11 protein-coding genes are annotated in these 14,306 nt (G+C 55.5%); all 11 read right to left on the bottom strand.

Going from position 1 to position 14,306, the window contains the following annotated elements; all coding sequences use genetic code 11:
* Entirely contained in the window at positions 1-1,098 is a 1,098-nt protein-coding gene (gene spoVE, locus IAE55_RS05890) for a stage V sporulation protein E (RefSeq protein WP_089548187.1), read from the bottom strand.
* Positions 1,099-1,146: 48 nt separating this feature from the next.
* Complete coding sequence (gene murD / locus IAE55_RS05885; RefSeq protein ID WP_116229539.1) at positions 1,147-2,568, bottom strand: UDP-N-acetylmuramoyl-L-alanine--D-glutamate ligase; 1,422 nt, start codon at positions 2,566-2,568, stop codon at positions 1,147-1,149.
* A 3-nt stretch (positions 2,569-2,571) separates the two neighbouring features.
* Entirely contained in the window at positions 2,572-3,537 is a 966-nt protein-coding gene (gene mraY, locus IAE55_RS05880; RefSeq protein WP_145023621.1) for a phospho-N-acetylmuramoyl-pentapeptide-transferase, read from the bottom strand.
* Between the two features lie 20 nt (positions 3,538-3,557).
* On the bottom strand, positions 3,558-4,958 hold the full coding sequence (locus tag IAE55_RS05875) for a UDP-N-acetylmuramoyl-tripeptide--D-alanyl-D-alanine ligase (RefSeq protein WP_325168615.1): 1,401 nt from the start codon (positions 4,956-4,958) through the stop codon (positions 3,558-3,560).
* Positions 4,958-6,445: a UDP-N-acetylmuramoyl-L-alanyl-D-glutamate--2,6-diaminopimelate ligase gene (locus IAE55_RS05870; protein ID WP_200631380.1), complete on the bottom strand. Its 1,488-nt coding sequence runs from the start codon at positions 6,443-6,445 to the stop codon at positions 4,958-4,960. The genes IAE55_RS05875 and IAE55_RS05870 overlap by 1 nt, the downstream gene beginning before the upstream one ends.
* A gap of 47 nt (positions 6,446-6,492) precedes the next feature.
* The gene (locus IAE55_RS05865) at positions 6,493-8,514 is read right to left on the bottom strand and encodes a stage V sporulation protein D (protein ID WP_200631379.1); all 2,022 of its coding nucleotides are present in this window, start codon (positions 8,512-8,514) and stop codon (positions 6,493-6,495) included.
* A 93-nt stretch (positions 8,515-8,607) separates the two neighbouring features.
* Positions 8,608-10,884, bottom strand: coding sequence for a penicillin-binding transpeptidase domain-containing protein (locus IAE55_RS05860; RefSeq protein WP_200631378.1), 2,277 nt, complete (start codon positions 10,882-10,884; stop codon positions 8,608-8,610).
* A gap of 18 nt (positions 10,885-10,902) precedes the next feature.
* A complete protein-coding gene (locus tag IAE55_RS05855; protein WP_076169846.1) occupies positions 10,903-11,319 on the bottom strand; it encodes a hypothetical protein in 417 nt (138 codons plus the stop codon).
* 86 nt (positions 11,320-11,405) lie between these two features.
* Complete coding sequence (rsmH, locus tag IAE55_RS05850) at positions 11,406-12,356, bottom strand: 16S rRNA (cytosine(1402)-N(4))-methyltransferase RsmH (RefSeq protein WP_105444520.1); 951 nt, start codon at positions 12,354-12,356, stop codon at positions 11,406-11,408.
* 20 nt (positions 12,357-12,376) lie between these two features.
* Positions 12,377-12,814 (bottom strand): division/cell wall cluster transcriptional repressor MraZ, encoded by a 438-nt coding sequence (gene mraZ / locus IAE55_RS05845; RefSeq protein WP_076169844.1) that lies wholly within the window; start codon positions 12,812-12,814, stop codon positions 12,377-12,379.
* Positions 12,815-13,029: 215 nt separating this feature from the next.
* The gene (locus tag IAE55_RS05840; RefSeq protein ID WP_116229533.1) at positions 13,030-14,301 is read right to left on the bottom strand and encodes an adenosylhomocysteinase; all 1,272 of its coding nucleotides are present in this window, start codon (positions 14,299-14,301) and stop codon (positions 13,030-13,032) included.
* Positions 14,302-14,306: the final 5 nt, after the last annotated feature.

Genomic DNA, 14,306 nt, shown 5'->3' with positions numbered 1-14,306 from the left:
TCACCTCGCATAACGTGATAGATTAAGTAAAATGCCGAGCGCGGTCAGCATCAGAGTTAACGATGAGCCTCCGTAACTGATCAGTGGGAGCGTAATTCCGGTGACCGGCATCATGCCGATGACCACGCCGATGTTAATGACGACCTGGACGGCAACCATGCCGATAATGCCGACGGCCAGCAGGCTTCCGAACCGGTCGGGGATCGTCATGGCCACCCGCATACCCCGCCATACTAGCACGAGGAACAGCAGCAGCACGATCAGACCACCGATAAATCCGAGCTCCTCCGCCAGGATGGAGAAAATAAAGTCAGTCTGGGGCTCCGGCACGTAGCTGTATTTCTGCCGGCTCATCCCGAGTCCGAGCCCCCCGAGTCCGCCGGGGCCGATCGCATACAGCGACTGGATGATCTGGTAACCGGCTCCGAGCGGATCCGACCATGGGTCAAGAAAAGCGGTAATACGCTTCAGCCGGTAGGGCGCGGCAATGATCAGCCCCGCAAAGCCGGCTACCCCGCCGAGTCCGAGAAAGCCCAGATGGCTCAGCTTGGCCCCTGCCGTAAAAACGATCATCATCGATGCGCCAAGCATCACCGTACCGGTTCCCAAATCCGGCTGCATCATGATCAGCCCGAAGGCCAGTCCAATCAGACCGAGAGGCGGGAGCAGGCCTTTGCCAAACGCCGTAATGTTGAAGTTCTCGCTGCTCAGCCACTTGGACAGGAACAGAATCATCCCGAGCTTCATAAATTCGGAGGGCTGAATGCCGAAGGAGCTGATCCCGAGCCAGCTCCGTGCACCCCCGCGCACAACGCCGATGCCCGGAATCAGGACGATGACGAGCAGCCCGAAGCAGATGATCAGTCCCGCCTTGGCGTATTTTTTCCATACATGGTAGTCCAAATTTGCGGTAAAAAACATCGCGACCAGTCCGAGTCCGGCAAACAGCATCTGTCGCTTGACGAAATAGAATGAGTCGCCGTAATCGTGAAAGCCCAGTACGGAGCCTGCACTGTATACCATGATCATGCCGATCGTCAGCAGGCCCAAAATACAAAGAAGGAGCCACAGATCCGGCGCCGGTCGTGTCTTGTTCATGAGGAGGCCACCTTTTGCCAGGAAGTAGGGGCTTATCCACCCCCCTACTTAAAGATTATGCACCGCCTCTTTAAAAATGCGTCCGCGCTCCTCATATGAGGTAAACATGTCCCAGCTCGCGCAGGCCGGCGAGAGCAAAACGACGTCCCCGGCTTCGGCGAGAGCTGCGGCCTCTTGTACCGCGGAACGCAGCACAGCGGCGGCGTCCTCACCAGTATCGGCCTTGCGGATATGCTTTAATCCGGCCATTTCGGCAACTTTCGCGATTTTATCCGCCGTTTCGCCGAGCACCACAACCGCCTTGACGTGCTCGCTCAGCAGCGGCATCAGCTCCATGTAATCCGAGCCGCGGTCCAGACCGCCGGCAATCAGCACGACCGGCTGATGGAACGAGGCGAGCGCCATGCCTGTCGCTTTGGCGTTCGTCGCTTTGGAATTGTTGTAATAGGCAGCACCGCCGACGTCTCTGACATACTCCAAGCGGTGCTCCACCCCGTGGAACGAAGCCAGAGGTTCGGCCAACCGGTCTGGTGCGGCGCCGGCTGCGATCGCGATCGCGCAGGCCGCTGCGGCATTTGCGACGTTAAACCGCCCGGGAATACCGATTTCCTTCACGGGGATGATTACCTGGGACCGCCCGTCCGAATCGCGGTATACGATGCTGCGCTCTAGGTCGTCTTCCGTGTCCGGAATATAAGGCGGGCTCACATACACGCCGACTTGCAGTTCTTCCGTCACCGAGAACGGAAGCAGCTTGGCCTTTATATAAGGTACCAGGCTGCGGCAGTAAGAATCATCCCAATTGAGGACCGCGGTATCATCCTCTGTCTGATTGGCGAACATTTTCGCTTTGGAAGAAGCATAGTCTTCCATGCTGCCATGATAATCAAGATGGGTTTCCGTCAGATTCAGCAGGCAGCCGATACGCGGACGGAAATCCGTCGTTCCTTTCAGCTGAAAGCTGCTGAGCTCGGTCACCATCCAGTTGCCCGCATCGGCATGCTGCGCCGCTTCACACAGCGGTGTGCCGATGTTGCCGGCGACGATCGGACGCATACCGGCCGCTTCCAGCATGTTGCCCACCCACGTCGTGGTGGTCGTTTTGCCGTTGGAGCCGGTGATCCCGATAATCGGCGCCTCGCAGATGTGATAGGCGACCTCCACCTCGGTCACCACTTCGATCCCAAGTTTCAGCGCTTCCTGCACCGGCGGAGCTGTGTACGGAATCCCCGGATTTTTGACGAGCAGAGAAATACCGGGATGAACCAGCCCCTCGGGATGACCACCGCAAATGACGGTGATTCCCAAGGGCTCCAGTTCCCCGGCTTCGGGACATTGATCCTTTTCCTTTCGATCATTCACAGTAACAATCGCTCCGGCCTGGTGCAGTACTTTGGCGACCTGCACGCCGCTTCGGGCAAGCCCGAGCACTACGATCTCTTTACCCCTGTACGAATCTGGATGCTTCATCTTCTACAACCCCTTGTTCAAGTAAAGTCCAAGTCCCGCGAGCACGATGCCTACCGCCCAGAAGGTCATGACGACCCGCCATTCGGACCATCCGGTCAGCTCGAAATGATGGTGAATCGGACTCATTTTAAAGATACGTTTGCCCCGGGTCTTGAATGATGCGACCTGAAGAACGACGGACAGCATTTCGATGACGAACACGCCGCCGATCACGATAAACAGCAGCTCGGTTTTGGTGACGATGGCGATGCCGCCGATGGCTCCGCCAATGCCGAGCGAACCTGTATCCCCCATGAATACTTTGGCCGGGTGGGCGTTAAATACAAGAAACCCGAGCACCGCCCCGATCATGGCAGCAGCACAAACGGCGGCCGACAGCGAGGTCGCCTGCATGGCGACGATGGCGAATGCGGCAAAAGCGATAGCGCTGACGCCGGACAGCAGTCCGTCGACCCCGTCCGTGAAATTGACCGCGTTGGTCACAGCCATCATCATAATGACGATGAACGGATAATAGAACCATCCGCTCCAGTCAAACGACCACGACGTTCCCGGCACGCTGATCGCCGTGCTGTGGCCGTTCTTGATGAGCAGGTAACACATGATCGCCGCGAAGAGCAGCTGCAGGATAAGCTTCTGTTTCGCCGTCAGTCCGAGCGAACGCTTGAACACGATTTTAATATAATCATCAAGAAATCCGATCAGGCCGAAGCCAAGCGTGGCTACGAGCAGCACGTAAAAATCCGTATTAATGACGGAAAATTTCAGAAAAGCAAGCGTAAAAGCCAAAATAATGACGATTCCGCCCATTGTCGGCGTTCCCGCCTTCTTCAAATGGGTCTGCGGCCCGTCGTCGCGGACCTGCTGGCCGAACTTCATACGCCTGAGCAGCGGAATAAGCAGCGGAGCGGCAATCACCGCGAGAATAAAAGATACACCGATCGTTAACAGCAATAGTTGATAGTCCATGGATTCACCCCCTCTGTGCGCTATTTCTGCAAGTTTTCCTTAACTAGAGCATCCACAATTTCTTCGAGCTTCATACCCCGCGACGCCTTGACGAGCACCACATCTTTGGCATGAACGCGCTTGATGAGATGAGGGATCAGCTCAGCTTTATCCGTAAAAGAAAATACGCTCAGATCCGGACGAATCTTCCGGGCCGCTTCAGCGGTCTCCTCCGACAACGCTCCGTACGTGTACAGCACATCCACCCGGTCCGCCGCGGCGTACTGCCCGATCTCGGCATGGAACTCCTTTTCCTGCGGCCCAAGCTCCAGCATGTCCCCCAGCACGGCTACTTTGTGATGATAACCTTTGAGACTATGAAGCGCGTCGATCGCGGCCTTCATGGAGGTTGGGCTGGCATTGTAGGCGTCGTTCAGAATGGTCAGCCCGCTCGGCGCTACGATTTGCTCGATCCGCATCCCGGTCAAATGCAGTCCGGTCAGTCCCGTGCGGATGTTCTCCTCGCTAATACCGAAATGGCGGGCCACCGCGAGAGCTGCAAGGCAGTTAATGACGTTATGCTGGCCAAGCAGCGGCAGATCCAGCCCCTCCTCCGGATGCAGCAGTGACGTAAAAATAATCCCCTTGCTGTGGAACATCATCCCTGTGGGGTAATCGTCGTTGCTCTGATCCAACCCGAACGTAAAGGTCCGGAGCCCTTCGGGTTTCACCGTTTCGGCTTCGCCGAGCACCGTAGGAATCAGCGGCTCGTCGCCATGGTAAATCAGCAGGCCGCCGGGCTTCATGCCGCTAATAATTTCCACCTTGGCCCGGGCGATTTCATGTCTTGAACCGAGCTGAAGCAGATGCGCTTCCCCGATATTGGTAATGACCGCCACATCAGGACGGGCGATTTGGGAGAGACGCTCGATCTCATGCCGGCCGCTCATTCCCATCTCCAATACGGCGATTTCCGTATCCGCCGGCATCTCTAAAATGGTTAAGGGCAGTCCAATATGATTATTGAAATTGCCCCCGGTTTTATGAACTTTATAGGTCGTAGACAGAAGGGTATACACCATATCCTTCGTCGTCGTTTTGCCGTTGCTGCCCGTAATGCCGACTACGCGGCAGCCTACTTCCGCCAAATAGGCCTCAGCCAGGGTCTGCAGCGCCGCGAGCGTGTCATCGACAAGAATGACAGCTCCCGCCGGCGCCTCGCCCCGGTCGCGCTGCCACAGCGTCGCGCCCGCTCCGTCCTTCAGTACGGATTCGGCATAAGCGTGTCCGTCAAAACGTTCCCCGACGAGCGGGACGAACAGGCTTCTTTGCTTTATTTGTCGGGAGTCCGTAAACACGCCTTGAATCGGCAGCTCCCGGTGTTGTTCCTGCGAGAGTGTTCCTCCGCACATGGCGGCCATTTGGCCTAAAGTCGTCGTAATCACTTATCCAATCCCCTTATCGCTTCCTTGGCAACTTCACGGTCGTCGAAGTCATAATTCGTCGTACCAATGGTTTGATAGGTCTCATGACCTTTCCCCGCAATCAATACTACATCCTGAGGGCTTGCCATTTCAATAGCCTTTTGTATAGCCGTCCGCCGGTCCACGATCATCTCGTAGCGCTCCTGCGGAACACTGTCATCCTTCAGACCCTGTTCGATGTCCTTCAGAATCAGCTCCGGATCTTCCGTTCTCGGGTTGTCGGATGTGACAAAAATGAAGTCGCTGTACTTGGCCGCGATTTTGCCCATGATCGGACGTTTGGTCCGGTCCCGGTCTCCGCCGCAGCCAAACACGGTGATGACCCGGCCTTCGGCGAATTCGTTAACCGTCTTCAGCACGTTCTCCAGACCGTCAGGCGTGTGCGCGTAGTCGACGATAACGGCAAAAGGCTGTCCGGTATCCACCGACTCGACCCGTCCGTCCACGCCCGGTACCGATTCCAGGCTGCGCTTGATATTGTCCAGTTCAATGCCTTCCAGCAAGCCGGCGGTAATGGCGGCCAGCGCATTGTAGACGTTGAACTTACCGACCATTCTCAGCTGGATATCGGCGCTGCCCCGGAAGGTGTCCACATGGAAGGAAGTTCCCTGCGCCGTCACCTTGACGCCGGTTGCCCGGACGTCCGCGCTGTTCTCAACACCGTATGTAATGACTTCGGCTGCCGTAATTTTGGCGAAGTAGGAGGATGCTTCATCATCCGCATTCAGCACGGCAAACTTGCGCTGCTCCGGCTGATGGGCGAATTTGTTGCCCAGGCGGGCGAAAAACAAGCCTTTGGCCGCGCGGTATTCCTCCATCGTTTTATGATAATCGAGGTGGTCCTGCGTCAGGTTGGTGAAAATGGCGGTACGGAAGTCGGTGCCCTTCACCCGTCCCTGCTCCAGCGCATGGGAGGAAACCTCCATCACACAGCACTCCACGCCGTTCGCCGTCATGTCATCCAGGGAACGCTGAAGCTCCAGCGCTTCGGGCGTCGTGCCCGACATCGGGAAGGTCCGTCCGCCGTAGCGCATCTGGATCGTGCCGATCAGACCGGTGTTGACCCCTTGGTCGCTCATCATTTTTTCGATGAGATAGGTTGTGGTCGTCTTGCCGTTGGTTCCCGTCACGCCAATCATCTTCATGTGGGAGCTCGGCGACCCGAAAAACGCATCGGCCAGAACGGCCATGGCAAACCGGCAGTCCTTGACCACGATCTGCGGGAGGTCGATGTCCAGCTTCCGCTCGACAACGAGCGCCACCGCCCCTTGTTCCGCAGCCTGGCCGGCATAGTCATGACCGTCGACCGTGTGGCCCGGGAGGCAGATAAACAGGTCTCCCGGCGCCACTTTACGCGAATCCACCTGGATGTTCGTAATCGTAATGTCGCCGTCTCCGATAATTTGTGCCGTCGTTAATGCTGATGCCAGTTCATTTAGTTTCATCTCTTGATCCCTCGCTCTAGTTCTATTAGTCTCGAATATCGCCGCAATCAATTATGGGTTGAGGCATCATTCTGCTGTGTGCCGGTTGCGTCCTGAGGCGCTTCCGGATCATCCTGCGCTCCGTCTGCATCGCTCTGATCCTTCACGTCCGCGTCCGTTCCCATATAAATCCGGATCGTCGAGCCCCGCTCCACGCGGCTGCCCGGTTTGGGCGCCTGGCTGATGACCGTGTTCCCGGTACCGGACTTAGCCAGCGTAAAATTCATGTTCAGATCCTCATATAAATCTTCAACCGTCGCCCCCACCAGGTCAGGAACGGTGTCGATCGGCGTATCCCCGTATTTATAAGTTTTCGGCAGCTGATCCTTGCGCTCCGGCACCTTCAGCACATGCAGCGAATCCTCGAGAATGTGCTGGACGATCGGCGCCGCCACCACGCCGCCGAATTGAATGCCGGCCGGATTATCCACCGCGGTGTAAACAACGATTTGCGGGTCGTCCGCCGGTGCAAAGCCGATGAATGAAACGATATGCTCCGTAGAGGAGTAGCGGCCGTTGACGACGATCTGGGCGGTACCCGTCTTGCCGCCGACACGGTATCCGTCGATGAAAGCGGGTCTACCCGTCCCTTTGGCCACTACGCTCTCCAGCGCTTCGCGCACCTGCTTGGACGTATCCTCCGATATAACTTGTCTGACCAGCGTCGGCTTCGTTTCGCTCACCGTTTCACCGGTCTCCGGATTAATCCAGGCTTTGGCGACGTAAGGCTTAAACAGCTTGCCCCCGTTGACGGCAGCCGACACGGCGGCCACCTGCTGGATCGGCGTCACGGATACCCCTTGTCCGAAAGCCGTTGTGGCCAGTTCCACCGGGCCCACCCGGGACGGCTTGAACAGGATGCCGTTCTCTTCCCCGTTCAGATCGATGCCCGTTTTGGAGCCGAATCCGAAATTGCGGATATAGCTAAACAGCGAATCTTTGCCCAAACGCTGGCCCAGAACGACAAAACCCGGGTTACAGGAGTTTTCCACGACCTGCAGGAACGTTTCGCTGCCGTGGCCGCCCCGCTTCCAGCATCTCAGGGTAGCTCCTCCGACCTTGATATATCCCGGATCGAAAAACTGCTCATTCTTGAGGTCCACCTTCTTCTCCTGAAGGGCGGCCGCCAGCGTAATGATCTTGAAGGTCGAACCGGGCTCGTACGTCATCCAGATTGGCAGGTTCCGGTTGTACACTTCGGATGGGTATTCCTGATAATTCGCCGGCTCAAATCCCGGACGGCTGGCCATCCCCAGAATCTCCCCGGTTTTCGGGTTCATCGCGATCGACCAGGCACCGCGGGCCTGATACTGAACCATGGCCTGGTCCAGCTCCCTCTCCATAATCGACTGAATCGATTTGTCGATCGTCAGCTGGAGGTTAAGGCCGTCTCTGGGCTCCTCGTATTTCTCGGAAGATCCCGGCATGAGCCTGCCCCCTGCATCGGACAAATAGGAGACGCTGCCGTTAATCCCCTGCAGCTTGGTGTCATATCTCTGCTCGATCCCGGTCAAGCCCTGGTTGTCGATGCCCGTAAAGCCCAGAATGTGCCCGGCCAGGTCGCCGTAGGGATAAAACCGCTTATTGTCCTCAGCAACGACGATACCCGGCAGCTCTAAATCACGAATTTTCTGAGCAAGCTCCATCGTAATTTTGCGTCCACCGGGTTGCAGTCGTTCAATCCTTGATTTCTTGGTAATAGACTTCATAATTTTGTCTTCGCTCATACCCAGCAGAGGAGCCAGCGTCTTCGCCGTCTTCTCGGGCTCCTTGATCTGAACAGGGATCGCCATGATCGTCGGCGTGCTTATATTATAAGCCAAGGGCGTCCCATTGCGGTCCTGAATCTCGCCCCGCTTGGCCGTTGACGGAATTTCCCGGCGCCAGTTCTCCTCGGCCTTGGCGGATAATTCGCTGCTCTTTCCAAGCTGCACATAGGCTAGCCTCACGATCAGAGCGGCGAACAACAGGCAGAGGATCAGCAAGCTCCACAGCAGCCTCCGCCTCATGGTGACGTTTGAAACCTTCATTTGTTATCCCTCCCCGCTTCCCTACAGCTTCATGACTGTTCATATCATGAATATTCGGGACAACCAGGGGATAGAACAAGCTGTTGCCGCTTATCAGTTATCGCTGGCTTCTTCGCCGGACTTACCGTCGGCCGAATCGCCGGTCGACGTATCCTTCGAACCGGAATCGTCCTTCGTGGAGGATGATGAAGTATCCTGCGATGTCTCTTCATCCTTGACCGGCTTCAGCGTCAGCTGGACGGAACGCTTGCCGTTCTTGTCCGTGACCAGCTGCTCGCTGACGTATCCTTGGCCTTCGACGGTAACCGAGCATTTCAGCAAGGTCAAAATATCCAGCGCATCACGCAGCGATTCGCCTTTTAGATCCGGCACGGTCATCTTGTCGGTCTCCTCCGTGAGCAGATAGATGCGCTGCCCCGGGCTCATCGGCGTTCCCGCTGCCGGGAACTGCCGGATGACCGAGGTGCCCTTGCCGATCGTCTCGAAGTCGATGCCTGCGTTCAGCAGCTTCTGTTTCGCGTCCTTCACGGCCAGCTTCGTGAGCGTCGGAGCCGGTGAGCGTTCTGCCGTCGTTTTGCCGTCGGACGTTTTTTTGGTGTTCGCCTTCGGCACGCCCATATACGGCAAGGCTTGGGACACGATTTTCTTAAAGATCGGCGCCGCCACCGTGCCGCCGCCGACATCGGGGTCATTCGGCTGGTCCACAATGACAATAAGGGCGATCTTCGGATCGTTCACCGGAGCAAAACCGACAAAGGAGACGACGGACTTTGAGTAATCCGGTTTGCCGTCGGAGCCGTATTTGACCGCGGTTCCGGTTTTACCGGCCACCCGGTATCCGTCGATGTAGGCGTTGCGCCCGGTACCTTTTACCTGGTCCGCGACGACCTGTTCCAGGTAGCTGCTCGTTTCTTTAGCGGCTTCCGGGGAAATGACCTGCCGTACGACGTCGGTCTTGGTGGATTTGATAACCTTACCGGTATCCGGATCCGTGATTTCTTTAATGATATGAGGTGTTAGCAGCTTTCCGCCGTTCGCCACCGCACTGATCGCCGCCAGCTGCTGGATCGGCGTCACGGATACGCCGTGTCCGTAGGACGCGGTCGCCACCTCGACCGGACCCGGAAGATTGATCGTGGTGGAGACTTCGCCTGGCAGTTCAATGCCAGTCTTCTGACCGAAGCCAAAATCCTTGATATATTTCAGCAGGCGGTCTTTCCCGAGCATTTCCGATCCCAGCTTAACGAAAGCGACGTTACTGGAGCGCTTCACGCCCTCAAGGAACGTGATTGGTCCCCAACCATAACGATTGATATCATGAAGGTACGTATGAGTCCCTTTGACCTGGATTTGTCCGGACTGGTAGATCGCATTTGGATTAAAAAGCTTTTCCTGCACTGCACCTGCCAGCGTTACGATTTTGAACGTGGAACCCGGCTCGTACGTAGCTTTGACGGCATAGTTGAAGAAGTCTTTCTGGTCCTTCGTGTTCCAGTACGTATTCGGGTTGAATGTCGGCAGGTTGGCCATCCCGAGTATATCCATCGTCTTCGGATCGGCAGCAATGACCGTCATGCTGATCGGTTGGTACTTTTCGTACGTCTCTTTCATCGCGTCTTCGATATAATACTGGATCGTGTCGTCGATCGTCAGCTTTAAATTTTTACCATTGACAGCCGGCTTGTACACCATATTCGCTTCGGGAAGCTGGTCTCCTTGCCGGTCGCTTTCGTATTTCATGAGTCCTGAGGTGCCTTTGAGGTAATCATCTAGACTTGCCTCAAGTCCGGCGACAGCCTCACCATCCCGGTTCGTGTAACCCAAAATATGAGCCGCAAGCGTCCCCTTCGGATAATAGCGTTTCTGCTCCTTGATCATATCCAGCCCGGTTTCAAGCACCTTTTTTTCTTTTTTAAGCTGTGCCTTCAACTCTTTGTTGAGATCTACGATCCGGGCTTTCTTCGTTTCGTCAATTTTCCACCCTTCGTTCCGGACCTCCCGGTTGGTAAGGTATTCCCCGTCCTTGTCTTTGGCGTTTACAAGTTCCTTAAGCTCGCTTTCATCCTTGCCTAAAATCTTGTGCAGCCCTTCGATGATTTCGTTCTCCAGCCCGTTCTCGTGGATAACGGCCGGATTGACGATAACGGTATAGGCCGGAACGTCGGATGCCAGAATATCGCCGTTGCGGTCCGTAATCGTGCCGCGGGATGCCGGAATCGGTACCTTCTTCGTCCACTGGGCTACGGCACGGTCGTGCCAATCATCCCCATTGACTACCTGTAGTGCAAATACCCGAATCAACAGAACAACAAAAAGGAGGGTGATGAATCCTCCTAGGAGCAGTGTGCGAAGTTTTATTCTTTTTACCATGCTCAACCCTCACAAGCTCTATTTTTTTGCCGTTTCCGACCCTGTTCCGGCGTTATCCGTACTTGTCGTATTGGAACGCGGAACGGTAAGCGCCTCCTTGCCCGGTTCTTGGTAACCAAGCTGGATTGCCTTCTCACGGATTCCGACCTCAAGGCGCTGCTTCTCCGCCTTAAGCTCTTTAATAGTCACGTTCATGTTCTTAATGTTCTTGTCGACCTTCTGCCCCTGCTTGTTCAGGTCGTAAATGTTGGCGTTCTGCCAGATGATCAGGCTCGCCACCATGACGCATATTCCAACCGTCAGCAAATAGAGCAGCTTTTCCTTGATCGGCAGATATGTACGGTGAGTAACGACTTTCGTCTTCTCCCGGTACCCGGGAGACGTTCGTTCAGCGACCTTCTCCTTAACTGCCAGGTTACCACGCGTATAGGCCATGTCTGATTCCCCTTTGTCTTAGTCTCTACGCCCTGAACATGAATCCTTGCCTTCAAAAATATGAATCGTGTGTCAGATGCGTTAGGTTATATTTTCTCAGCAACTCTCAGCTTGGCTGAACGCGCTCGCGGGTTCTGTGCAAGTTCTTCTTCACCCGGCACGATCGGCTTGCGGTTGACCAGTTTCATTTCACCCTTCCCGCCGCACACGCACATCGGAAAGTCCGGCGGGCAGGTGCATTTGCCTACGTAGCTGTTCAAAATTTGCTTGCATATCCGGTCCTCCAGCGAATGGAACGTAATCACCGATACCCTTCCGCCGGGAGCAAGACAGCGCACTGCTTGATGCAGCGCTTCTTCAAAAGCGCCAAGCTCGTCGTTCACAGCGATCCGAAGGGCCTGGAAGCTTCGTTTGGCCGGATGGCCGCCTGTTCTCCGCGCTGCCGCCGGAATGCCTTCTTTAATAATATCGACCAACTCGCCCGTTGTTTGAATGGCTTTCTGCGCTCTGCGCTCGCTGATCACTCTGGCAATCCGTCTTGAGAACTTTTCTTCCCCGTACTGGAACAAAATCCGGGCAATTTCCTGCTCAGGCCATTCGTTTACAATTTCGGCAGCCGTCAAGGACGCCGACTGATCCATCCGCATATCGAGCGGCGCATCGTAATTGTAGCTGAATCCCCGGTCCCCTTCGTCAAACTGGGGAGATGACACGCCCAGATCGAACAAAATGCCGTCCACCTGCGGGATGCCGTCCTTGCTCGGAACAGCCAGCTCCCGGAGGGTTTCCTCCAGATGCCGGAAATTCGTCTTGACCAGGGATACGCGGTCTGCGTACGGGGCCAGCCTTTCCTTTGCGTTATCGAGCGCCCAGTCATCCTGGTCCAACGCGATCAGCCTGCCGTATTCCCCCAGCTTGGACGCGATCAGGGAACTGTGCCCCGCACCCCCAAGCGTGCAATCGACATATATGCCGTCTCTCTTCACGCGCAGCCCTTCTGTCGCTTCTTCTTTAAGCACCGTGATGTGATGAAACAAGCTGCAGCCCTCCAAACTCTCTACAAATCAAAATTCAAATCAACCAGCTTCTCAGCAATATCGTTAAACGTCTCTTCGGATTGCTGGAAGTATTCCTCCCAAGTATCCTTGCTCCAAATCTCCACCCGGTTCGATACGCCGAGCACCACGCATTCTTTCTCCAGCTTTGCGTATTGGCGGAGATTCCCCGGTAAATTTACCCTTCCCTGTTTATCCCACTCGCATTCCGTTGCACCCGAGAAAAAAAACCGGGTAAACGCACGCGCGTCGGATTTCATCAGGGACAGTGATTTGAGCTTTTGTTCCAAAATTTGCCATTCATTCATAGGATATACAAATAGGCATTGGTCCAAGCCCCGGGTGACCACAAAGGAGGAGCCAAGCAGCTCGCGGAATTTGGCAGGGATGGTGACGCGGCCTTTATCGTCTAAGCTGTGTTGATATTCCCCCATAAACACCGTTCACTCACCCCTTTAACCCCAAATCCCCACTTTGCACCACTTTCCACCACTTAAGGATACTAGATTCGCCGGATAAAATCAAAATCCTGCCTTATCCACATGTTTTTTTGTGGATAAATCCAGCCCCGCCCTGCGCGGAAAAACAGCAAAAACCCCCTGATTCGCGAAGAATCAAGGGGGTTTTCCACATGTGGATAACCACAATTTACCGATTATTCGTGGGTGGACCAGCTGTCCAAATACCGGATCTGCTCCTGGCTCAGCCGGTCGATCTGAATCCCCAGGCTTGCCAATTTATGGCGTGCGACCTGCTCGTCGATTTCGAGCGGCACGTTCAGCACCTGTGCACCCAGGTTTTGATAGTTGTCATTCACGTATTTCAGAGACATCGCCTGGAGGGCGAACGTCATATCCATAATTTCCGCCGGATGCCCGTCTCCCGCCCCAAGATTGACAAGGCGGCCTTCGGCCAGAAGGTAGATTTTGCGGCCGTCCGTCAGCTTGTATTCTTCGATGTTACGGCGCACGGTGCGTACCGACTCGGCTCGTGCCGCCAGTTCCGGTTTGTTGACTTCGACATCGAAGTGGCCGGCGTTCGACAGGATCGCGCCGTCCTTCATCACGTCGTAATGCTCACCGGTGATGACGTCCCGGTTGCCCGTCACGGTCACGAAGAAATCGCCGTGCTTCGCGGCTTCCAGCATCGGCATTACTTCAAAGCCGTCCATATGAGCTTCCACCGCACGGATTGCATTGACTTCCGTCACGATGACTTTGGCGCCGAGTCCCTTGGCCCGCATAGCTACGCCCTTGCCGCACCATCCGTAGCCTACAACGACAACGGTTTTGCCGGCTACGACGAGGTTTGTCGTACGGTTGATCGCATCGAACACCGATTGTCCCGTACCGTAGCGGTTATCGAATAAATACTTGCAGTAAGCGTCATTAACGGCCACCATCGGGAACTTCAGCAGCCCGTCTTTTTCCAAAGCCTTTAAGCGAATAATACCGGTCGTCGTCTCTTCCGCTCCCCCGCGGATCGTCTCCAGCAGGTCCGGCCGTTCCGAGTGAAGGATCGTCACCAGGTCTCCACCGTCATCGATAATGAGGTCGGGTTTGGTCTCCAGCGCCCGGATCAGAAATTCCTTGTACTCCACCGGATCCGGATTGTATTTGGCCAGCACGGTCACACCGTCTTCCACAAGCGCCGCACAGACATCATCCTGTGTGGACAACGGGTTGCTGCCTGTGATCGTTACTTCCGCACCGCCGGCCTTTACCACTTTAGCCAGGTATGCCGTCTTGGCCTCCAAATGCAGCGAAATGGTGACCTTCAGCCCCTTAAACGGCTGCTCCGCTTCAAACTGCTTGCGGATTTCGTTTAACACCGGCATATGGGCCTCCACCCAATCGATTTTCAAATGGCCTTCCGGTGCCAGCGCCATATCCTTGACGACGCTGTTTTGCAGTGAAGATGAACTCATCTCAT

It is taken from the genome of Paenibacillus sp. S28 (assembly GCF_016624415.1).
Taxonomy (GTDB): domain Bacteria; phylum Bacillota; class Bacilli; order Paenibacillales; family Paenibacillaceae; genus Paenibacillus_AQ; species Paenibacillus_AQ favisporus.
This window is presented reverse-complemented; position numbering and strand designations above follow the sequence as displayed.

What these genes read in the sequence shown, in the direction of transcription:
- spoVE (WP_089548187.1), bottom strand. Translation starts at nt 1,098, where the DNA reads ATGAACAAGACACGACCGGCGCCGGATCTGTGGCTCCTTCTTTGTATT.
- murD (WP_116229539.1), bottom strand. Translation starts at nt 2,568, where the DNA reads ATGAAGCATCCAGATTCGTACAGGGGTAAAGAGATCGTAGTGCTCGGG.
- mraY (WP_145023621.1), bottom strand. Translation starts at nt 3,537, where the DNA reads ATGGACTATCAACTATTGCTGTTAACGATCGGTGTATCTTTTATTCTC.
- IAE55_RS05870 (WP_200631380.1), bottom strand. Translation starts at nt 6,445, where the DNA reads ATGAAACTAAATGAACTGGCATCAGCATTAACGACGGCACAAATTATC.
- IAE55_RS05865 (WP_200631379.1), bottom strand. Translation starts at nt 8,514, where the DNA reads ATGAAGGTTTCAAACGTCACCATGAGGCGGAGGCTGCTGTGGAGCTTG.
- IAE55_RS05860 (WP_200631378.1), bottom strand. Translation starts at nt 10,884, where the DNA reads ATGGTAAAAAGAATAAAACTTCGCACACTGCTCCTAGGAGGATTCATC.
- IAE55_RS05855 (WP_076169846.1), bottom strand. Translation starts at nt 11,319, where the DNA reads ATGGCCTATACGCGTGGTAACCTGGCAGTTAAGGAGAAGGTCGCTGAA.
- IAE55_RS05840 (WP_116229533.1), bottom strand. Translation starts at nt 14,301, where the DNA reads ATGAGTTCATCTTCACTGCAAAACAGCGTCGTCAAGGATATGGCGCTG.